The sequence below is a fragment of the Metabacillus malikii genome (assembly GCF_030813355.1).
Taxonomy (GTDB): domain Bacteria; phylum Bacillota; class Bacilli; order Bacillales; family Bacillaceae; genus Metabacillus; species Metabacillus malikii.
Window position 1 is genome coordinate 230,084 of sequence record NZ_JAUSUD010000001.1, and the last position, 20,581, is coordinate 250,664.

General features: G+C 37.7%; 22 protein-coding genes and 1 riboswitch. Of the genes, 19 read left to right on the forward strand and 3 right to left on the reverse strand.

Annotated elements, in window-relative coordinates; genetic code table 11:
- Window positions 1-12: 12 nt before the first annotated feature.
- From cbiB to J2S19_RS01195, 7 genes are read left to right on the forward strand one after another with little or no spacing between them, the layout of a single operon-like run.
- Window positions 13-996, forward strand: coding sequence for an adenosylcobinamide-phosphate synthase CbiB (gene cbiB, locus J2S19_RS01165; RefSeq protein ID WP_307335940.1), 984 nt, complete (start codon window positions 13-15; stop codon window positions 994-996).
- A gap of 16 nt (window positions 997-1,012) precedes the next feature.
- Window positions 1,013-2,098: a threonine-phosphate decarboxylase CobD gene (gene cobD, locus J2S19_RS01170; RefSeq protein ID WP_307335944.1), complete on the forward strand. Its 1,086-nt coding sequence runs from the start codon at window positions 1,013-1,015 to the stop codon at window positions 2,096-2,098.
- Window positions 2,095-2,646, forward strand: a complete 552-nt coding sequence (locus J2S19_RS01175) for a bifunctional adenosylcobinamide kinase/adenosylcobinamide-phosphate guanylyltransferase (protein WP_307335948.1) — start codon at window positions 2,095-2,097, stop codon at window positions 2,644-2,646. Before cobD ends, J2S19_RS01175 begins: the two co-directional genes overlap by 4 nt.
- Window positions 2,643-3,401 (forward strand): adenosylcobinamide-GDP ribazoletransferase, encoded by a 759-nt coding sequence (gene cobS, locus J2S19_RS01180; protein ID WP_307335951.1) that lies wholly within the window; start codon window positions 2,643-2,645, stop codon window positions 3,399-3,401. The genes J2S19_RS01175 and cobS overlap by 4 nt, the downstream gene beginning before the upstream one ends.
- A complete protein-coding gene (locus tag J2S19_RS01185; RefSeq protein ID WP_307335953.1) occupies window positions 3,353-3,982 on the forward strand; it encodes a histidine phosphatase family protein in 630 nt (209 codons plus the stop codon). The genes cobS and J2S19_RS01185 overlap by 49 nt, the downstream gene beginning before the upstream one ends.
- Window positions 3,934-4,362: a bifunctional adenosylcobinamide kinase/adenosylcobinamide-phosphate guanylyltransferase gene (locus tag J2S19_RS01190; RefSeq protein WP_307335956.1), complete on the forward strand. Its 429-nt coding sequence runs from the start codon at window positions 3,934-3,936 to the stop codon at window positions 4,360-4,362. The genes J2S19_RS01185 and J2S19_RS01190 overlap by 49 nt, the downstream gene beginning before the upstream one ends.
- 39 nt (window positions 4,363-4,401) lie before the next feature.
- Entirely contained in the window at window positions 4,402-5,229 is an 828-nt protein-coding gene (locus J2S19_RS01195; protein WP_307335960.1) for a cobalamin-binding protein, read from the forward strand.
- A gap of 224 nt (window positions 5,230-5,453) precedes the next feature.
- Here J2S19_RS01195 and map read toward each other — a convergent pair whose 3' ends face one another.
- Window positions 5,454-6,197: a type I methionyl aminopeptidase gene (gene map / locus J2S19_RS01200; RefSeq protein ID WP_307335964.1), complete on the reverse strand. Its 744-nt coding sequence runs from the start codon at window positions 6,195-6,197 to the stop codon at window positions 5,454-5,456.
- Window positions 6,198-6,623: 426 nt separating this feature from the next.
- A complete protein-coding gene (locus J2S19_RS01205) occupies window positions 6,624-6,770 on the reverse strand; it encodes a hypothetical protein (RefSeq protein WP_307335967.1) in 147 nt (48 codons plus the stop codon).
- Window positions 6,771-6,986: 216 nt separating this feature from the next.
- Here J2S19_RS01205 and J2S19_RS01210 point away from each other — a divergent pair, with 216 nt between their 5' ends.
- The 10 genes from J2S19_RS01210 to J2S19_RS01255 all read left to right on the forward strand — a co-directional run bounded on the left by J2S19_RS01210 (window position 6,987) and on the right by J2S19_RS01255 (window position 15,949).
- On the forward strand, window positions 6,987-7,997 hold the full coding sequence (locus tag J2S19_RS01210; RefSeq protein WP_307335970.1) for a macro domain-containing protein: 1,011 nt from the start codon (window positions 6,987-6,989) through the stop codon (window positions 7,995-7,997).
- A 78-nt stretch (window positions 7,998-8,075) separates the two neighbouring features.
- Window positions 8,076-8,726 carry a vWA domain-containing protein gene (locus J2S19_RS01215; RefSeq protein ID WP_307335974.1) on the forward strand — a complete coding sequence of 217 codons (651 nt, stop codon included), beginning with the start codon at window positions 8,076-8,078 and terminating at the stop codon, window positions 8,724-8,726.
- A gap of 265 nt (window positions 8,727-8,991) precedes the next feature.
- Window positions 8,992-10,032, forward strand: coding sequence for a LacI family DNA-binding transcriptional regulator (locus J2S19_RS01220; RefSeq protein ID WP_307335977.1), 1,041 nt, complete (start codon window positions 8,992-8,994; stop codon window positions 10,030-10,032).
- Between the two features lie 203 nt (window positions 10,033-10,235).
- Window positions 10,236-11,552, forward strand: a complete 1,317-nt coding sequence (locus J2S19_RS01225; protein ID WP_307335980.1) for an ABC transporter substrate-binding protein — start codon at window positions 10,236-10,238, stop codon at window positions 11,550-11,552.
- A 68-nt stretch (window positions 11,553-11,620) separates the two neighbouring features.
- Window positions 11,621-12,529, forward strand: coding sequence for a carbohydrate ABC transporter permease (locus J2S19_RS01230; protein WP_307335983.1), 909 nt, complete (start codon window positions 11,621-11,623; stop codon window positions 12,527-12,529).
- Window positions 12,530-12,584: 55 nt separating this feature from the next.
- Window positions 12,585-13,463 (forward strand): carbohydrate ABC transporter permease, encoded by an 879-nt coding sequence (locus tag J2S19_RS01235; protein WP_307335986.1) that lies wholly within the window; start codon window positions 12,585-12,587, stop codon window positions 13,461-13,463.
- An 84-nt stretch (window positions 13,464-13,547) separates the two neighbouring features.
- Window positions 13,548-14,021: a VOC family protein gene (locus J2S19_RS01240; RefSeq protein ID WP_307335989.1), complete on the forward strand. Its 474-nt coding sequence runs from the start codon at window positions 13,548-13,550 to the stop codon at window positions 14,019-14,021.
- 12 nt (window positions 14,022-14,033) lie between these two features.
- Window positions 14,034-14,507: a VOC family protein gene (locus tag J2S19_RS01245; protein WP_307335993.1), complete on the forward strand. Its 474-nt coding sequence runs from the start codon at window positions 14,034-14,036 to the stop codon at window positions 14,505-14,507.
- Window positions 14,508-14,519: 12 nt separating this feature from the next.
- Window positions 14,520-15,221, forward strand: a complete 702-nt coding sequence (locus tag J2S19_RS01250) for an SDR family oxidoreductase (protein ID WP_307335998.1) — start codon at window positions 14,520-14,522, stop codon at window positions 15,219-15,221.
- 80 nt (window positions 15,222-15,301) lie between these two features.
- Entirely contained in the window at window positions 15,302-15,949 is a 648-nt protein-coding gene (locus J2S19_RS01255; RefSeq protein ID WP_307336002.1) for a ThuA domain-containing protein, read from the forward strand.
- A 95-nt stretch (window positions 15,950-16,044) separates the two neighbouring features.
- On the opposite strand, the gene J2S19_RS01260 is transcribed toward J2S19_RS01255, so the two are convergent.
- On the reverse strand, window positions 16,045-17,145 hold the full coding sequence (locus J2S19_RS01260; RefSeq protein ID WP_307336005.1) for a 5-methyltetrahydropteroyltriglutamate--homocysteine S-methyltransferase: 1,101 nt from the start codon (window positions 17,143-17,145) through the stop codon (window positions 16,045-16,047).
- 105 nt (window positions 17,146-17,250) lie between these two features.
- Window positions 17,251-17,351, reverse strand: a riboswitch (SAM riboswitch).
- A gap of 614 nt (window positions 17,352-17,965) precedes the next feature.
- On the opposite strand from J2S19_RS01260, the gene J2S19_RS01265 reads away from it, so the two are divergent.
- A complete protein-coding gene (locus tag J2S19_RS01265) occupies window positions 17,966-18,604 on the forward strand; it encodes a 2OG-Fe(II) oxygenase (RefSeq protein ID WP_307336009.1) in 639 nt (212 codons plus the stop codon).
- A gap of 230 nt (window positions 18,605-18,834) precedes the next feature.
- The gene (locus J2S19_RS01270; RefSeq protein ID WP_307336013.1) at window positions 18,835-20,364 is read left to right on the forward strand and encodes a malate:quinone oxidoreductase; all 1,530 of its coding nucleotides are present in this window, start codon (window positions 18,835-18,837) and stop codon (window positions 20,362-20,364) included.
- The last annotated feature ends 217 nt before the right edge of the window (window positions 20,365-20,581 follow it).

Below are 20,581 nucleotides of genomic sequence, written 5' to 3' on the forward strand. Positions count from 1 at the left end.
GATACAACAACGATGATATGGACGAGTGAATTATTACAACTATCAGCAACGACATTTTGTCTCATAATAATTGCCGCTATTTTTCTAGACCTGCTAATCGGAGACCCTATATGGTTGCCACATCCGGTAATCCAAATCGGCAAGCTTATCAAATATTTAGACAGGCGTTGGAATCGAGGAAACTGTCGTGTTTTAAAGGGGATTGGCTTAACAGTAACAGTCGTAGTCAGCGTATTTGTTTTAACATGTATAGTCATTGTCGTTGCATTTATGCTCCATCCTTTATTAGCGGTTTTACTTCAAATCTACCTTATTTCAACGACAATTGCGGTAAAGGGACTAGCTTCAGCAGGTAAAAATGTATTAAAACCGTTAGAAGCAGGCAATCTTATTGAAGCGAGAAAGCAGTTGAGTATGGTAGTTGGCCGCGATACGGACAGTTTACCTGAATCAGAAATTGTTAGAGGTGCAGTTGAAACGGTTGCCGAAAATACAGTTGACGGGATTACTGCTCCTTTGTTTTGGGCCTTTATTGGTGGAGCACCTTTGGCAATGGCATACCGGGCAATTAACACATTAGATTCAATGGTCGGCTATAAAAATGACAAATATGAAAAGTTTGGCTGGGCTTCTGCACGCTTAGATGACATTGCAAACTGGATACCTGCACGATTGACTGCTGCTTGTATGTTTGTTGCATCATTGTTTATAAAAGGGTCAAAGAAGCAAAATGGTTGGAAAATTGTCCATCGTGATGCAAGGAAGCATCCAAGCCCGAATAGTGGCTGGTCAGAAGCACTCGTTGCCGGCTTGCTAGGTGTACAGCTTGGCGGTTTGAATTACTATCAAGGTTTAAAATCAGAAAGAGCGACGATGGGAGACCGAACGAGACCACTAAATCGAAATGATATAAGAAAGACGATTACATATATGCATGGTGGCTGGATTGTTTTTACAGCTGTCGGCATGTTGATTATGTTTACGATGGGCAAGTGAGACAGAGGTGAAAAAAATGAAGTGGCCAAATCATGGCGGACAGCCGGAAACGATAAAAAAGTTACTACAAATTGAAAGTGAAAAAACGATGCTTGATTTTAGTGCAAACTTAAATCCGTTAGGACCACCTTCTTGGTTAAAGGAATCATTATTTGAAGAGTTTGAAACAGTGATACGTTATCCAGACCCTACTTATGAGAAGAGTACTTCTGCTATTGCAACAAATGAAGAGATTAATGAAAATCAGGTGCTCGTAACAAATGGAGGCGCTGAGGCGATATTTTTAGCAGCGAAGAATTTTGAAGGTGGGAAAGCTCTCGTTGTTCAGCCAACCTTTCTCGAATATGAACGGGCATGCAGTCATTACAATATCGAAGTTGAAGATTACTTTTTAGACATGGAAGACGATTTTACACTATCAGGTCATAACTTAATTGAAAAACTACCCGATAAAGATGTCATTTTTATTTGCAGACCGAATAATCCAACGGGGACAGTTATTCCTGAGGAGATACTTAGAGATATTGTTACTGCAGCGGAAAATACTGGGACATATGTTGTTGTCGATGAGGCTTTTGCTGATTTTTTACCAGCTTCAATACCTCCGCTAACAAACTGGCTGGCTAGCTTTGACCATCTTATTTTATTGCGCTCTTTAACAAAGATGTACACGATACCTGGGTTGAGATTCGGTTATTTAATGGCGAGTCCGACAATTATTAGTAAGCTTAAAGGTGTGCAAATACCATGGAGTATTAACGCGCTAGCTGATAGTATTGTGCCAAAACTTCTTAATGACAAAGCGTTTCTCGAAAAAACGAAGGTGTGGCTTGCAGACGAATCAGAATTTGTTTTAAGGCGACTGAACGAAATGGATCTTGAATTAACTGATACGAAGACGAACTTCTATCTATTAAGAGATAAGAAAGCACCGAATCAAACGGAGCAACTATTCCGTTTCCTCTTACAACAAGGTATTGTGACAAGACATACTCATAACTTTAAAGGTTTGAATGGCGATTTTTTACGAATCGCTATTAGGTCAAGAGCTGAAAATGAACGTTTAATTGAAGCTTTTCAGAAATGGAGACAGCTAGAATGATCGTATTTATTTCAGGTGGAGCGCGTTCAGGGAAAAGTCAGTTTGCGGAGGACAAAGCATTGGCACTGTTTGAAAAGCAAAAGCAAACAAATGAAACAGCTTACCTTTATTATGTAGCAACAGCAAAAAGGACAGATACGGAAATGGTGGAGCGGATTGGTATCCACCAGCAAAGCAGGTCAAATAAGTGGTCAACAATCGAAGAGCCGTTTCATGTTCTAAATGTGCTAAAGACTTGTCGGACAGGTGGTGTAATTCTGCTAGATTGTTTAACGATATGGCTAAGCAATGCGATGTTTGACCATCACAAGTCAAAAGAAGAGTTAATAACGATAATAAATAGCTGGATTGATACTGCCAAGTTACGAAATATCCAGTTAATCATTGTCTCAAACGATGTAAATGAAGGTTTTCCTGTAACCGATAAATATGTCAGCAATTATATGTACCTTCTTCAAAAACTGCATCAGCTAATTGTAAATAGAGCGGAGCATGTCATCCAACTGCAAGCAGGGATTCCGACTGTTTGGAAGGGAGGGGGCTTATGAATCAGGTTTTGGCAGGTTTTTTGCTTGCGATTCAATTTTTGACACGCATACCAATCCCGGTCGAGGTACCATGGAATCAGCAATCAAGCCGATGGGCTTTACGGTTCTATCCGGTTGTGGGATTAATTATTGGTGTAGCGCCAGCATTACTTATTAGTTTTATAATCCCGCATATTTCGTTGCCGATTGCAACGTTGCTAATCATTTCGTTATGGGTTTGGATGACGGGTGGGCTGCATTTAGACGGGGTAATGGATGTTGCGGATGCTATCGGGTCAAATGCACCACTAGAGAAAAAGTGGGAAATTATGCGTGACCCACATGTAGGCAGCTTCGGTCATCTCGCGCTTTATTTTTTACTTGCCTGGAAAACAGTTCTCATTTATAGTCTCTTAAAAATTGATGTACCTATATTCAATTTCCTACTCATACCTGCATTTGCGCGTTATGGTGCAGCACTATTTATTACACTGTTACCAACAGCAAAGCAGCAAGGGCTTGCGTTCGAATGGAAAAAAAATATAACAATGCTTGATTGCATCTTTGCCGCAGTACCGCTTGTCATCATTGTACTATTTGTTCCGCAAGCTTTGTATATGCTTATTGGCTATTGCCTCTATTTTGGTGCAGCAGCGGTTTGGATTCAAAAGACTTTCAAAGGGACGAATGGAGACTTATTAGGCTCGACAATTGAAGGAGGAGAATTATGGGGACTAATCATAACTTGGATTTATATCTCGTACGTCATGGTGTAACGGATTGGAATCAACAAAAACGGTATGTTGGCCATACTGACCGACCGGTTATTGAAAGTGAATTATCGTTATTAGCTCCTTTGAAACAAGCGTTAGCAAATATCGAGTTCGACAAAATAGTTGTCAGTGACTTGCGCCGTTGTCAGGAAACCTTCGCCTATTTACAAATAGATGGTGAACCGAATACAGATTCCCGTTTACGAGAAATGAACTTTGGTGATTGGGAAGGGAAAACATATTACGAATTAAAGGATGATAAAGTCTATCAAAACTGGTTAAACAATTGGGAAGAGCATACAATTCCTAATGGCGACTCAGGAGATGATTTTAAGTCACGAGTTGATTCAGTTTTGCAAGAGCTATTAGCTGAAGCAAAAAGTGAGTCAAATGTTCTTCTTGTCACACATGGTGGCGTAATTCGTTATATTGTTCAAAAATATCATCATACTACATCATTTTGGGACTTTCCAATTAAGCATGGTACAGCAATTACGCTTTCATTAAGTTTTAATGAAGAAAAGGGGGAATGGCAATGCATCTCATTATCGGCGGTGCCTTCTCAGGAAAGCGACAACGTGTAAGAGAAACTTATAAAAAAGTTCACTTTGTAAGTGCATATGATGGGTCGCAGTTAACAGATTGGCGAGAAAACTTGCACGAAGGTACTATTATCGTGTTGGAGGGCTTTGAAAAATGGCTCGAAACAGAGCTTTTAGAAAACAACAATAATCAACAGATTCGTGAAAAATTTAGAAGTTTTTATGACGAAATGGTTCGTACGGAGCAGGCACGAAATGGAACCATTGTTTTAATCATGCTCGAAATTGGGAAAGGCATTGTTCCACTTGAGGAATCCGAGCGAAGATTGCGTGATGTGATGGGGTGGATAACTCAAGATGCAGCACGTCTTGCGGACAAGGTTGAACTGGTATGGAATGGGTTAACGAAACGGATGAAATAAGTAGCTTGCTTTTTCATCGATTGAGAGGAGAAGAGAACGATGAGGTTAATTTCGATATGTCCTAGTAATACAGAATTGGTCGCATATTTAGGTCTAACAGACTCATTAATTGCGATTGACGATTACTCAGATTGGCCAGAACATATTAAAGACCTACCGCGGTTAGGCCCAGATTTGTCCATTGATTTACAAAAGGTAGAAGAGTTAAAGCCAGACCTTGTGCTTGCTTCTCTTTCGGTTCCTGGTATGGAGCAAAATATTGCAGGGCTCAAGGAGCGAGGGATCCCTTATGTTGTTGTTCCAAATCCTAAGTCATTATCAGAAATTATTGATAGTCTTTTATTTGTGGGTGAAGCAACGAATTCGAGTGAGAGAGCTAGACAGTTAGCTAAAAAGTTTAGCGAGATTTTGAAGCAGTATGAACAATTAACCGAGCAAATAGTAACGCCAAAGTCGATTTATTGGGAATGGTGGCCAAAGCCCATTTTTACTCCGGGAAAGACAAATTGGATCACGGAAATTAGCCGATTAGCAGGTGGACGCAATATATTTGCGGATGTACCTGAAGCAAGTGTGAAAACAGAATGGACTGAAGTAATAAAGAAAAAACCGGATGTTATATGTTTAATATGGGTCGGTGTTCATAAGGAAAAGGTGAATGTGAAGGTTGTTGAAAAACGGGAAGGTGCGGAAAATCTAAGTGCTTTAAAGGAGAATAAGCTATATGTTCTAGAGGAGCCTCTTTTTTGTAGGCCTTCACCGCGCTTATTAGTAGGGTTAATGAAAATTGCGTATCTTCTTCACCCTGATGTGTATCCACCATATGACGAAGGCTATGACCCGTTAATAGAACTAGTTTGTAATTAAGGTAGGGAAACTGAACATGGTTTCACTGCCTATTTTGTTCTAGAAAATGATGAACATGGAACAAGATGCATCTGTTAATTCAGGTTAGTGAAATCGGAAGTGTTACTTCAACACTTCCGGCTAATGACTTGAAACATGACCGAGACAGAGATAACTATGCATGTGAAGATAAGGTGGAGGTTCCTCTTACTTCCAGGAAGCAAGAGAACCGTCCCCACGCTTCTTTATTCGGTGATGACGACGGGGCCGTCTTTTGTGACGATGACGGTATGTTCAATTTGGGCGACAAAGCTTTTTTCTTCAGTTGTGAATGTCCAGCCGTCATCCTCTTGATAAATTTCTTCGGCTCCAGTTGAGATAAATGGTTCGAATGCTAGGACCATTCCTTCTTTTAAGAGAATCGGGTCTTGTGGATCATAATAGTTTAATATATGGTTTGGTTCTTCATGTAAGGCGCGACCAACACCGTGTCCAGTTAAGTTCATGATAACCGTAAAGCCATTTGAACGTGCTGTTTGAAAGACAGCTTTCCCAATTCGATTTAGTCGTGAACCTGGTTTCATTTTTGTTAAACCAGCATCGAAAGCTTTTTTTGCTACTTCACAAATTTGAGTTAATACTGGGTCACCGTTACCGACAACAAATGATAAACCCGTATCAGCAAAGTAACCATTTTTCGAGCCGGAAACGTCAATGTTTACTAAATCACCTTCATGAATGACGCGATTACCGGGAATTCCGTGTGCAACTTCTTCATTAACGCTGATACATGTATAGCCAGGAAAGTCATATTCACCTTTAGGGCCTGAAATGGCACCATATTTTTCAAAAAGCTCACCTGCAAAATCGTCAAGCTCCTTCGTCGTTACTCCTGGTTTGGTCATCTTTATCATTTCGTCACGGATTGTCCCGCAAATTTTTCCGATTTCTTTTAATGCTTCTAGTTCTTCTGTTGTTTTAACGATCATTGTATATCCTCTTTTCTAATCAAACTATAGTATTCATTCTACCACTTATTTTACTTGAATTTACGATGAATGAAACAGTAAATTTATTATTGGTGTTTTTACTCTTTATTAGTATGTGACAAAAGCTAGATTAAACTAATGGTTTCAATGTAACCGATTGGCTTGGAAAATGGAGTAATACATTTGCTCCGGATGAGAAAGGACTTCGAAAGATAGTGTTGATTCATTAATAGGTAGAAATTCTTGATATAGCCAAATTTGTATTTCTCTATTAAAAATACTTTCTAGATTGTGAGAATTATGGTGTTGATATTGATAGAAAGAGACATCTTTCAAAGCTTAGGCATATCTGTTTATGATTATCGTTTGCCACAGTGAAATGAAGGACCAATTGAATAAGGCTTTTATGGATGATTTCCATCTTTATTAATTGAAAGTCGTGAAAACCCCATGTGGAAAAATGGTATCAAGTAATCGACTTTCTAACGTATGAAATAATTTTTGATACGTTGAGACGTTTTGTTTCCATTTTTTATCAACACGCTCTAGTTGTTCATCACTTATATTGTCCATATTTTGTGCTACATGCAAGTCAAATGTAAAATAATCAAGTCAATTTGCTCCTGTTCAACCTTCAGTTTATCTGATGCACGTGGTAAATAAACGAATGTTTGTTCTGTAATATATTATACAAGGATTTAAGTATTGGAGCAAATCGAATATCTTTCTATTGTTGAACATAGAAAAGTTTCGTTATGATAATAGAAGTTACATAGTGGAGGTGGGGACATGCCGTTGCAAATTGTCCGTGATGATATTACGAAGATGAAGGTTGATACAATCGTAAATGCTGCAAACCCGCAGTTGAAAAAGGGTGGCGGTGTTTGTGGTGCAATTTTTCAAGCTGCTGGAGCAAAAGAATTACAAAAGGCTTGTGATGAAATAGGGGGCTGTTCGATCGGACAAGCTGTTATAACGGATGGATTTCGTTTATATGCTAAGCATATTATTCATACACCTGGTCCGATTTGGCGTGGAGGCAAATATAATGAAGCAGCACAGTTAGCCGCTTGTTATTTCAATTCGCTTCATTTGGCAAAAGACTATCAGCTTCATTCAATCGCAATTCCTCTCATTTCGACCGGGATATTCGGTTATCCTAAGGATGAGGCGTTAAACATAGCTGTTTCAACAATAAGTGAGTTTTTATTGGTTCATGAAATGGACGTCTACCTCGTTGTATTTGATAAACAATCTTTTCATTTAAGTAAAAAGTTGTTTCATTCGATTCATGAATACATTGATGAGCATTTTGTCAAAGATGCAGGGCTTAAAGGAAATAGGCGGGAAGAGGCATTTATCCTAGAAACTTTGCAAGAGGAAAGCATTCGATCGGATTATGCAATTGAAAAGGATAGACCTCTAGAGGGTACGAGCTTAGTAGAGTATTTGAATATGCTAGATGAGACATTTTCAATGAGACTACTACGAATGATTGATGAACGGAGAATGACGGATGTTGAAGCATATACAAGAGCAAATATTAGCCGGAAGCTATTTTCAAAAATTCGAACGAATCACGATTATCAGCCGAAGAAGAAAACGGCTTTAGCATTTGCAATTGCATTAGAATTATCGGTTGCAGAAACGAATGAATTATTGCAAAGTGCAGGATATACACTATCACATAGTAGTAAATTTGATGTCATCATTGAGTATTTTATCATTCAACGAAATTTTAATATACATGAAATCAATGAAGCGCTGTTTGCGTTTGACCAGCCTTTATTAGGAGGATAAAATGTCGCTTCAGAAGCGACCAATTTGAAGCCATCCATTGTTATCCTTAGTTTACCAACTAACAAAGGATGATTTGAAATGACAAAGGAAAGTATTGAATTGGTATTTATTCTTGATAAAAGTGGCTCAATGGCTGGATTGGAACCAGATACAATTGGCGGCTTTAATGCGATGCTTCATAAGCAACAAAAGGCAGAAGGCGAAGCATATGTGACGACGGTGTTATTTAATCATCACTATGAACTTATCCATGACCGTATCAATATAAATGCGATTTCTCCAATGACAGAAGATGAATATCGTGTCGGTGGTTCGACTGCACTATTAGATGCTATTGGGTCAACGATTCAAAAAATTGTTAATGTCCAAAAGTATACAATAGAGGAGCAGCGGGCTCATAAAGTTATGTTTGTCATTACCACAGATGGAATGGAAAATGCTAGCCAAGAATATACGGCTAGAAAAATCAAACAAATGGTGCGTCATCAAAAGGAGAAATATGGGTGGGAATTTATCTTCTTAGGTGCAAACATCGACTCTATTTCAACAGCTGCTCAGTTTGGGATAAATGAAGATTTTGCAGTTAATTACCATGCAGATAATCTTGGTACACAACTAAACTATGAAGCAGTCAATGAAGCGGTTATGAATATGAGGAACGGGAAGAAAATTGACCGCAGCTGGAAAGACCAAATCGAAAAAGACTATAAGCTACGTTCAAGTAAGTAAAAAATATACAAATAAAGATTAGTTAACCCTAAAAATCATTCATGAAAAGTGGAGAGGTTTTAGGGTTTGCTCTTTACTTAATAATAGGTTGGAAGCATTGTATAAAAAATAGTGTTCATAATATTGTTCAACTTACATATCTTTTAGTTAAGAAAGCGCGTTCACGAAAATTTCAAAATATTTCTACATTTCATTGACATGCAAATCATATGAGCTTAGAATAAAACCAATTAATAAACACGTGTTCACGGAGAGGGAAGATAATGTGAAAAGAAATAAAGTCAATAGCACACAAATTGCTCAGCTTGCTGGTGTTTCGAGAAGCACCGTAAGCAGGGTAATTAACAATTATCCCAGTGTTCCCCCAGAAACTCGCGAAAAAGTAATGAAAATAATCAAAGAATACAACTACTTTCCTGATATGTCCGCACAGGTTCTTGCTGGAAAAAATATGAGAAATATCGGGTTATTTATCATCGATAAAGGCAGCGTTTCAAGTGATCCGACTAGTAATACCCTAATTACTAGTGTCATAGAAGAAGCATCTGCACAGGATTATTATGTGATCACGAATATTATTCGAGACTGCAAATCACCGAAAAATATTGAACGTGTGAAAACAGTTTTTTATCAAAATAGAATTGATGCTGGAATTTTTATGGGCGCTGATAACCATGAACCTTTTATCGAAGAACTGATTGCTGAAGGCTTTATCATTGGTATTGTAGACCAAGATTTACCTGGGCGAAATGAACCGAATCGAATTGTTTATAGTTTCGACAATGAAGATGGTGCCAAAAAAGCGGTAGATTATTTAGTTAGCTTGAAACATAGAAAAATAGGAATTATTAACGGTGATTTGAAAAGGCATGCTGGATCTGCAAGATTTGACGGCTTTGTGAAGGCGATGAAGCTTCATGGATTACCTGTAAAAAAAGAGTGGGTCATTCAATCGGATTTTAGCAGCACGAGCGGCTATCATTCCATGAAACATTTTTTGAAAACAGCTACTGATTTACCTACTGCATTTTTCGCTGCAAACGATAGTATTGCATTTGGTGTTATTCGTGCACTAAACGAAAAACAAATCAATGTTCCGTCAGATGTATCGATTATTGGGATTGATGACCACGTACTTAGTAAATTGTATCATCCACCACTAACGACTTTTAAAGCGGATTTCAGTAAAATGATGCAAAGCCTAACAGTTGATGTAATAAATTCAATCGAACAATCAAATAAGAAGGGGATTAAAGTGACGATGGGTTCTAAATTGATAGTCCGGGAGTCTTGCCGTTCACTTTAATCTACTTCTCCTTTTATTAATGAAATGTATGCGTTTACTTTTACTAAAAATCTATATAAGCCACTTCACCAAAAAATAAACGCGTGTTCACAAAGCGTATTCTATTTAAAGGGGGTGAGTACAGCAAAATATCGTGACAATTTCATCAATGTTCGTTGTTAATTACTTGGGGGAATTTTTCATTTAATTTAGGGGGAATTAGTTTGAAGAAAATCATCTCAAAAAGTATGGTCTTATTCCTTATCTTGTCTTTGGCGCTTTTTGGTTGTTCAAGTTCAGAATCTTCTTCATCTACATCAAGCGGAGACTCCGATAGCTTTACATATTGGTACCCGTGGGGTGGGGATTCTGAAAAATGGGATAAAGAACGAATCGCTGCATATGAAAAAGAGGAAGGAACGAAAATTAATGCAGTATACGTTCCAGACGGTATTACAAATGGGAAGTTGCTTTCTTCTATTTCTGGGGGGAACCCGCCGGATTTAGTATTAGGGGATGGAAATGATTATCAACTTGCATATAGCTTAGCGGCTCAAGGTGCATTAGAACCTCTTGATGAATATTTAGAAAAGGCAGGCTTTGATGAAGATAGTGTACTTGATGGTTTTCGAGATTTAATGAAGCAACCAGATGGAAAAACATATATCCTGCCACAAGATTCGAACGTTAATTTGCTGTACTACAATGTAGAAATGTTTGAAGCGGCTGGATTAGACCCGGATAATCCTCCAAAAACAATTGAAGAACTAGATAAAGCTGCAGAAGCGTTAACAAAAATAAAGGATGATGGAAGCTTTGAAACACTAGGTTTTATTCCTTGGATTGATGCTGGTGAAGATCCATATACGTGGCCATGGGCATTTGGTGCAACAATGTATGATACAGACACAAAAAAAGTGAACTTGAATGAAGAACCAATGGTAGAAGCATTTAAATGGATGGACGGATATGCGCAGAAATATAATCCAGAAAAAATAAAGTCATTTACATCCGGATTTGGAGGAGCGTTTTCACCTGATCATCCATTTATGAATGGAAAAGTAGCAATGACGGTAAATGGAAACTGGTTCGCTAATGCGTTAAAGATTTATTCACCGGATACGAAATATAAAGTGGCAGCAATTCCAAGTCCACCAGAGGGAAGAAAAGATGCAACGGTATTTGGAACGAATGTATTTTTTATTCCTAAAGGTGCAAAAAATCCTCAAGCTGCAGTTAACTTTGCACTATATGGAAACCAAGACAAAGTATTAGCGGATAACATAAATATTTGGCGCTCGATTTCAATTTGGAAGGAGAAATCTGATGCGATCAATTGGGATAACGATCACGTTTATGAAACCGTGTTAAAGGTAGCAGAATCAACAGAATCAGGGCATCCGGCCTTAACTGCTGTCGCGAGTGAGATGGGGGATGAAATAACAAGTATTCGTGATGCAGTTATCTATAATCACGAGGACCCTGTTCAATTGCTTCAGAAATCTCAGGATAAACTCCAAGAAACTCTTGATAATAAGTAAGGTAAATGTTAGCCGGATTTTGTGTAGGCAAAGTCCGGATCCTTTAATAAGTTGAGGAGGGAGATTTTATGAAGATGGCACTCCCGGCATCGGAGCCGCACCAACAGCGTAAGTTGGTTCCTAATCAGGGTAAAACTAGGAGATTCGATAAATTAAATCGAAAAATGAGTAAACTATTAGTCTATTTGATTTTACTATTATTCTCTTTAGTCTTTATTGTACCGTTTCTATGGCTTATCTCAGGCTCATTAAAAAGTAGTACGGAATTGTTTGCAGACCCGCCTATTTGGATTCCAGAGGTTTTAAATTGGTCAAATTATAAAGAAGCTTTTTCGTCCTTCCCGTTTCTTTTATATTTAAAAAATACACTGATTGTTGTTGTTTTTTCATGTGTTGGAGCTGTGCTATCTAATGCTTTTATAGCTTATGGGTTTTCAAGAATTGAATGGAAATATCGCGATGCTGTATTTATTGTGGTTCTGGCGACTTTAATGCTACCATTTCAGGTCATTATGATTCCGTTATTTCTATTATTTAAAGATATTGGTTGGATAGGGACGTATTTACCATTAATCGTGCCACATTTTTTTGGCAATGCTTTCTTTATCTTTTTGCTGAGACAGTTTTTTAAAGGCATCCCAAAAGAATTGTCAGAAGCTGCAAAAATGGATGGGGCAAATGAATTTATTGTGTTTTGGAAGGTTATTTTACCGCTGTCTAAACCTATTTTAGCAACAGTTGTTATCTTTCAATTCATCGAAGCTTGGCGTGATTTCCTTGGTCCACTTATTTTCTTGAGTGATAATAGCCATTACACGCTTTCGCTAGGTGTGCAACAAATTATGTCTCAAAATGACCCGAGATGGGGCTTGTTGATGGCAATTGGGGTTGCGATGACATTGCCAATTATTATTATCTTTTTCTTCCTGCAGAGATATTTCATAGAAGGTATTACATTTACGGGTTCGAAAGGGTAAAGATGACAATGAACCAACACCTTTTCCTTATTATTAAAACAGGGGTGCTCATTTTATGAATATACAAAGAAGGAATTTGAGAAATGGTCTCCTTTTCATTTCTCCGTGGATTATCGGGTTTCTTTGTTTTACAGCCTATCCAATGTTTAGTTCACTTTACTATTCAATGACAGAGTACAATTTAATTGCTGATCCAGTTTTTGTGGGTTTGGAAAACTATAACCAGCTTCTGTTTAAAGATGACTTATTTTTCAAAGTTCTCGGCAACACCTTATATATGATTTTTGTAGGTTTAACAATGACAACGATTGTCACAATCTTTATTGCAATTCTATTAAATACGAAGAATATTAAAGCGATTTCTTTCTTTAGGGTTGTCTTCTTTATTCCAACATTAGTGCCTTTTGTTGTCCTTGCAATTTTATGGATATGGGTATTACAACCTGATTCAGGTGTTGTGAACTCATTGTTAGGAATGATTGGAATTGAAGGGCCTGGATGGTTTTCGAGTCCTAGTTGGGCAAAGCCTGGCTTTATCATGATGTCAATTTGGATGTCAGGAAATATGATTTTAATTTATTTAGCGGCTTTAGGTGATATCCCTAAATCGTTATATGAGGCAGCTTCAATTGATGGTGCAAATGTATTTCAAAAGGTCTTTCATATCACATTACCGGGGTTAAGACCTGCAATTCTCTTTAATTCAATTACCGGTATGATTGGTGTTTTTCAATCATTCGCAGAGGCGTTTATCATTACAGATGGTGGTCCAGATAATTCGACCTTGTTCTATTCATTATATCTCTATCGAAATGCCTTTCAGTATTTCAATATGGGGTATGCTTCTGCACAAGCATGGATTCTTTTAATAATTGCTTTACTGATGACAATGACCTTTTTCAAATTGTCCAAAAAATGGGGATTCGATGACTAATTTTTTTACTACTAATAGTGTGTATGGCAATGGATTATCCATTGTTAATATAAATCATCTTATATACAAAGGAGAGAGTATTCAATGACAAATAAAACTCAAGAAAATAATGGTGTGTTAGGTACAAATGTAATCGCGCAAATTGGTATTTTAGTTCATGATATTGAAACCGTTTCACAAAGCTATGCAGAATTTTTTGGTGTTGAAAAGCCACAGTGGAGTTGGACTGATCCAATCGATGTTGCCCAAACAGAATTTGAAGGTGCACCTTCTGAGGCACGTTCCAAGTTAGCCTTTTTCGATATGGGGTCACTGCAATTGGAGTTAATCGAACCTGATGAACATCCTAGTACATGGAGAAATCACCTCAATGAACATGGGGAAGGGCCACACCATATCGCATTTATCATTAATGGTATGAAAGAGAAAGTAACATTAATGGAAGGGAAAAATATGCCTCTAGTTCAAAAAGGTGAATATACAGGTGGACGCTATGCTTATATGGATACGTTTAAAGATTTGAAAATTATGCTCGAGCTACTTGAAAACGATAAATAGGGGGAGTTGCTTTTGAACAAAATTGATAATCCTCATCTAGTTAAATTAGGCTTAGTTGTTGATGATATTGAAGCAACGGCCAAACACTTTTCACGATTATTTGGAATTGAAATGCCGAAAATTATTATGCCAGCAGAAGAGTATAGCCCTGATCCAACGGGGGCTACTTATACAGTGTTTCGTGGTGAGCATGTTCCGGCACGAGTCAAGCTAGCGAATTTGCAAATGGGGGCAGTTACGGTTGAACTGTTAGAACCAGTTGATGACAAAAGCCCTTACGCAGAATTTAAACAAAAGCATGGTCAAGGGGTACAATTTATTACGTTTACAGTTGGTGGCTTTGAAGAAAACATTTCATTTGTTGAAAATCAAGGTATACCACTCGTACATAAAGGTGAATACGGGTCTGGACGTTATTGTTTTATGGATTCTGTTCAGCAATTAGGTGTCATGCTAGGTTTACAAGAATTAGGTCCGAAAAAATGATAGGAGGTTTATATGAAAGTACTTATCACAGGGGCAAATCGTGGTTTAGGTCTTGAATTAACTAGAGAAGCGGTGAAAAGAGGGCATAGCGTGTATGCAGGTGTTCGAAATCTAGAGTATCGTGTGGAGCAATTACAACAATTACAATCGGACGCACAAAGTCAGGTTTCTATTATACAACTAGATGTTGCTGAGGAAGCAACATGTCAGCAGGCTGCTTCAAAATTAGCTAGAGAAAATATGAAGCTAGATGCAATCATTAATAATGCAGGAATCTTAACTGAACGCTCTAAAACGATTGAAGAATTAGACATTGCACAGGTTGAGCGAACATTTCAGATTAACCTTTTTGGACCGATGCGGGTTATAAAACATTTTTTACCGTTAGTAAATAAAGGACCTGATGCAACAATTATTAACATTTCATCAGAAGCAGGAAGCTTTCAAAATGCGTATGGCGGGGATTACCCTTATGCATTGTCTAAAAGCGGATTAAACATGTTCTCTGAGCAATTAAGAAAATATTTAGCAGATAAAGAGGTTTCTGTCTATGCGGTTCATCCTGGCTGGATTAAAACAGATATGGGTGGTGAGCATGCTCCAGGTACACCAGAGGAGTCTGCACGCGGTATCATGGATATAATTGAGAAAAAACAAACTATTAATCATTCATCTTCTTTTATTAATAGTAGAGGAGAAGCAATGCCATTGTAGTTCACTGTCCGATAATGGAATGTAATAATTAGTAAAGTGTGAGAGATTCTATCCGTTAAGTTTTTTAAGGAGGGGTGAACATGAAAAGAATTATTGCCGTTTTAGGTGATTATTATCATCCGAAAGAAAGGATAGTAGATTCGTTACATCATGCTGTTAAATTTATCAGTGAGCTGGAGGACATTGATCTAGTAGAAATCCAACTAGAACAACTATGCTCCGAATTGGGGAAAAAGCCTGATGCAGTGATTTTGTTTAAAGAAAATCGGATCAATCCTACTGATGAAAAAGTCGATACGTGGATGACAGAGGAGATTGGAACTGCGATTACTGAATATGTTAATCAAGGTGGCGGGTGGCTAGGCTGGCATTCGGGGCTTGCTTCGTATCCACCTGATAGCAACTATATTAAACTGTTAAAGGGTCACTTTGAATACCATCCAGAGCTTCATCAACAAGTGAAATATACGAGTGTAGATGGTAATGATAGCTTTGGAGCAGTTGCTTTTGACATATTAGATGAGCATTATTTTGTAAATGTAAATGAAGCGGAAACGAACATCTTCTTAACATCACAATCTGAAGATGGGCATTCTGTTGCAGGTTGGTCACATTCTTTTGGGAATGGCAGGGTATCCTGTTTAACTCCAGCGCATAATAAAGAGGGGTTAGAGAACGGGGAATTTATTAAACTTCTTGCAAAGACAATAAAGTGGGTTTGTGACTAATAGATTAAAAATAGTAAAAACATCATCCTTACTTATGGAGAATTTTTTCTCCGAAATGAGGATGATGTTTTTTATTATTTACTATCTAGGTTATCTTAACCCCATATTTCTTTTGAAATATCAACAATATACTTTAACTTCGCCCATTGCTCATCTTCAGTTAAAATATTACCGTGATGTGTTGATGCGAAACCACATTGTGGGCTGAGACATAATTGCTCTAATGGGACATATTTTGTTGCTTCTTCAACACGTGCTTTAATCGTTTCTTTGTCCTCTAATTTACCGTGTTTTGAAGTGAATAAACCTAGAACAACTTGTGGTCCACCGTTAGGTATGTGCTGTAACGGTTCGAAATCTCCTGAACGGTCATCATCATATTCTAGGAAAAATCCAGTTACTTTTTCTTTAGCAAATAGTGTTGGCGCAATTTTCGCATAGCTGCCTTCGAAAGCCCATGTAGAACGGTAATTTCCTCGACATAAGTGTGTTGTAATCACTAAATCTTCAGGCTTATCTTCTAATACACCATTGATTACACGTAATGCTAGTTCAATCAATTGTTCGCGGGAATAACCGCTATCGTTGAACGGAATTTCTGGTGCATTCAGACCTGCAATATAAACATCATCTAGTTGTAAATAACGACAGCCAGCATCATAGAAAGCTTTCACTGCATCGCGATATGTTTGGATAACGTCATTTGTGTACTCTTCAATGTCAGGATAGATTTCAAGGTTACGTATCCCTGCATTAAATAATTGATTTGGACTAGGAATCGTTTGTTTCGCAACAGCGCGGTCACCAACGATTTCTTTAAACTCGATAAAGTCTTTTATATGAGGGTGATTTTGATTAAAGGAGATTTTCCCGATGACACGCACATCGTATCTTTCCGTTTCCTCACCATTAAATTTAAAGCCGTGGCCTGGTACATAACCTTCAACACCATTTAAATGTTCTAAGAAATCGGTGTGCCAAAATCTACGACGAAATTCTCCGTCTGTCACAGCTTGTAGACCAACTTCAATTTGTTTGTCGACAATTTTTTTGATTTCTTCTGTTTCGATTGCATGTAATGTTTCTGCAGTAATGTTTCCTTCTTGAAAATCTTTGCGGGCACTATGTATTCTTTCTGGTCGCAATAGGCTTCCTACATGGTCTGCTTTGAAAGGTGCTTGTACGTTTTGTGTCATAATGTTTTCCTCTCCTAGATGTGTATTTTTCTATCTATTAAGCTTGGATCTAAAAACCCTCTTCCTGTTAATAAGAAGAGGGGTAGATAGTAAATGAATCTTCTCCTCTTATCTATTAGCAAGTTTGCTACTGGAATTGGCACAGTACGAAATCGTCCGCTGCCGAGGAGTCATTGGGCCAGTCCCTCTTCCTCTCTTGATAAGAAAATGTCGAAATATGAAATTATACTTTTCACAATATACCTAATCTTTAAAATTGTCAAGGAAGGGGAAAGCACAGGGACGGTTCTTCTGCTTCCTTTTGGAAGCAGAAGAACCGTCCGAGGCCACTGAAAAAGTCTTGTTAATAGAAAAAAGAATCGATTTTACAAAGTTGACGTTCACTTTGATTTCCGCTACAGTACTCGCTTTCCGCGGGGTGGGTGCTGAGCCTCCTCAGCGCAAACGCCTGCGGGGTCTCAGCTCTCCCACGCATCCCGCAGGAGTCTCGCACTTCCGCTCCAATCAAACTATACGTAGGATAAGCCGCATTATATGTACAATAAATTGCTTGAAAGTAGATACTTATCAGAAATCAGTATACTTTTTCAGTGGTTTCGAACCGTCCCCGCGCTTCCATAAAAAAAAGATAGTCAATATTTAAAAGAGGGAGTAAAATATTTTCATGCGATATGCTAGTTTGCTCTATTATCTGTTTTATTGAAGGGGGAAGGGACAACTAAATAGTGTTCAAATAGTGATTTAAAAATAGATTTGCTGATTTAAAAATGTTCTATTTTAAAAGAATTAGAAATATACAGTGAAGGTCGAGGAAATCACGATGGAAACAAGAGAATTAGCTTTAAAAGAACAAACAATTTTTAATCACTTAGGTAATAAAATTAAAACAGATGATAGAGAGATTCACATTATTGCGAAATTCGACGAACCATTAATTGTAATATTAGGAAATGTGTTAAGTAACGAAGAGTGTGATGAACTGATTCAATTGTCAAAAGATAAACTAAAACGGTCTAAAGTAGGAAATAGCCGTGATGTTCATGAACTAAGAACGAGCAGCAGTATGTTTTTTGATGATGGACATCATGAATTAGTTGAAAGAATTGATAAGCGTCTAGCTCAAATCATGAATATACCTGTAGAGCATAGTGAAGGATTACAAGTGCTGCATTATGAGGTGGGACAAGAGTTTAAAGCACACCATGATTATTTTGTAGCAGCAGAAAATACGAGAATCAGCACTATAGTTATGTATTTAAGTGATGTTGAGCACGGTGGAGAAACATATTTCCCTAAATTAAATTTAACAATTTCTCCACAAAAGGGAATGGCTGTTTACTTCGAATATTTCTATAATGATAAAACAATAAATGAGTTAACACTACATGGTGGTGCACCTGTCATCGTTGGCGATAAATGGGCTGCAACACAATGGATGAGAAGGAAAGCGGTACGGTAAGGAGCACAGGGGCGGTTCTTTTGCTTCATTTGGAAGCAGAAGAACCGTCCCCTTGCTTCGTTTTTCACAAATTGATATTTTAATTTTCAAATAATAATGATACACTAGAAGCAAGCTTTAATCGCTCCAGAAATGATGTGAATTAGGTAGCGCATTGGGTTTCTGTGTTTTTTAGCAGGTTTAGCGCCTACATCCTTTCTGAAAATCTTAGGGGTATAAGGAAGGTTATTATGAGCAACAGTGAAACGAAATCAGACGTTATCTTAATTGGGGCCGGCATCATGAGTGCAACATTAGGGACACTTTTGAAAGAGTTAGTGCCGGACATAAACATTAAAGTTTTTGAAAAGCTCCCAAGTGCTGGAGAGGAAAGCTCGAACGAATGGAATAATGCGGGGACGGGACACGCGGCACTTTGTGAACTTAATTATACGGTTGAAAAACCGGATGGCACAATCGATATTAGTAAAGCAATTAACATTAATGAACAGTTTCAAGTTTCAATGCAGTTTTGGTCTTATTTAGTAAGTAGGAAACTAATCAAAAAGCCACAAGATTTTATTATGCCATTGCCACATATGAGCCTAGTTCAAGGTGAAGAAAATGTAGCGTTTTTAAAGAAACGTTTTAAAGCGCTAACAAAAAATCCTCTTTTTAAAGGAATGGAATTTTCTGAAGACCCAGAAAAACTGAAGAAATGGATTCCGCTTATTATGCAAGAACGTGAAACAACTGAACCAATCGCTGCAACGAAAATCGACAGTGGAACAGATGTTAACTTTGGTTCGTTAACACGTATGTTGTTTACACATTTAGAAAATCAAGATGTTCAAATTCATTATAATCATAGTGTAAATGATATGAAGCGAACTGCTGATAATAAGTGGGAGTTAAAAGTTAAGAACCTAGGTAATGGTACGGTAGAAAGGCATACAGCAAAATTCGTCTTCATCGGAGGCGGTGGTGGCAGCCTTCATTTATTACAAAAATCAGGAATTCCTGAAGGGAAACATATTGGTGGATTCCCGGTTAGTGGAATTTTTATGGTGTGTAATAATCCTGAGGTAGTTGAACAGCATCATGCTAAAGTATACGGAAAGGCAAAGGTTGGTGCTCCACCAATGTCTGTTCCTCATCTTGATACTAGATTTATAGACAATAAAAAATCATTATTATTCGGACCATTTGCAGGGTTCTCACCTAAGTTTTTAAAAAATGGCTCGATGTTTGATTTAATTACATCTGTAAAACCAGATAATATATTAACCATGTTAGCAGCTGGTGTGAAGGAAATGGCTTTGACAAAATACCTTATTCAGCAGGTCATGTTAACGAAAGAGCAACGTATGGAAGAGTTACGTGAATTTATTCCGAATGCAAAAGCAGAAGATTGGGATTTAGTTGTCGCTGGACAACGTGTCCAAGTCATTAAAGATACAGAGGCTGGTAAAGGGACACTACAATTCGGTACAGAGGTGATTACGGCTAGTGATGGTTCCATTGCTGCATTGCTCGGTGCTTCACCAGGCGCATCTACAGCAGTTCACGTCATGCTAGAAGTGATTAGAAAATGCTTCCCGGAAAACATTGATAAATGGGAACCGAAGCTGAAGGAAATGATCCCTTCATATGGTTTATCACTGATGGATAACCCAGATTTATTGAACAAAGTTCATTTGTCCTCAGCAGAAATATTAGGTTTAGTTGGAACTAAAAAAGCTAACTTGAAAACAACTACATCCTTTTTACAAGAAGCATAGTCTGCCATTGGTAGATTGTGCTTTTTTTTATTGATATAGTAAACAGTAGTAGACATTTGCAGTCACAATAAGTGCCCATTCCCAAAGATGAGATTGTAATAATATGAGAGTACTACCACTTTTTTAATTGCTCAATGAAGCATTACCTCGTCAATCATTACTGACTTCCTACAAATAGTCTTGTAAAATAGAACTTATTAGATTTACATGTGTTGAG